The following is a 1,176-nucleotide window of genomic DNA, read 5'->3' on the forward strand; positions in this document are numbered from 1 at the left end:
ATAGAGAAGGTAGCGGATAGAGAAGGTAGCGGAAGCTGCTGAATTAAGTGTAGAAGAGGTTAATGAAATTCTACAAAATAATTAATGTTGTGAATTTGTAGGTATCAAATTTCTGAAAATCCTTCTAATTTCCTATATATGAAGGTGAGAAATTAACAAGAATCCTAAAGGAGATAGTAATGGAAAAAGATTCTGTTTTTAAACAAGAAATAGAGGATTGGGAGCGTTTAAGAAGTAACAAGGATTTTCTGCGTTACTACGAGGCTAGAGAAAAGACGATAAAAGACAGAGTATCTGAAATAGAAACAGCAGAAGAAAAAGGTGCAAAAGAAGCAAAAATACAACTAATTCAAAACATGATTAAAGTAGGGTTACCTATAGAGAAGGTTGCAGAAGCTGCTGAATTAAGTGCGGAAGAGGTTAATGAAATTTTAAAAAATAAATAGGTGAAAGTGAGAAAAACAGGTAATTGCGTCAGTTCACATGCAATTGCCTGTTTTTTTATTTTTTTCCATTGTAATTATTATTTCGAATAGAATTTTAGCGTATAGACCTTTATTATAATCTATCTTGTGAACTACCGCCACTTAACGTCCTAACGGACTGTTTGAAGTGGGGGCTTCTCGGTTAGTCGTTACTTTTGATAGCTAACGAATTCGTCCTAAGACAGCCGAGCTAACTCCCTTGTTCCAAAGGTTATTTTATTGCTATTTATGCTAACGCTAATAGACGTATTGCTTCATTTTTGATATTGATAGCTGCGTTATAATCTCTATCGAGATTTACACCGCATATACAAGAATATACTCGTTCAGACAATGACATATTTTTTACATTCCCACAACTGCTACATGTTTTTGTGGAAGGAAACCATTTGTCTATTTTCATAAGTTGTTTTCCTTGTTCGTATAGTTTATAAGCTAAAAAAGAAGTGAACATTCCCCAACTATTGTCAGCGACACTTTTTCCAAAATGAAGTGCTTGCGACATTCCTTTCATGTTTAGGTCTTCAATAGCTACAACATCAAAATGAGTAGCCAACTCTTTAGACTCATGATGAAGGAAATTCTTACGTTGGTTCGCTACTTTCTCATGTAACTTAGCTACACGAATACGTTGTTTATTCCAACGCTCAGAACCTTTATTGCGTCTTGCTAATACTCGTTGTGCCTTTGC

Annotated in this window: 1 protein-coding gene and 1 pseudogene; one reads left to right on the forward strand and one right to left on the reverse strand. The window is 34.7% G+C overall.

Going from position 1 to position 1,176, the window contains the following annotated elements:
* Window positions 1–128: 128 nt before the first annotated feature.
* Window positions 129–446 (forward strand): annotated as a pseudogene (locus AC1DJR_RS30550) (Rpn family recombination-promoting nuclease/putative transposase); the annotation flags it as partial.
* 265 nt (window positions 447–711) lie between these two features.
* Here AC1DJR_RS30550 and AC1DJR_RS30555 read toward each other — a convergent pair.
* Window positions 712–1,176 (reverse strand): RNA-guided endonuclease InsQ/TnpB family protein (locus tag AC1DJR_RS30555; RefSeq protein ID WP_477004318.1); only part of this gene is annotated, 465 nt, incomplete at its 5' end.

The sequence above is a fragment of the Bacillus sp. 05T31 genome, from assembly GCF_056396725.1.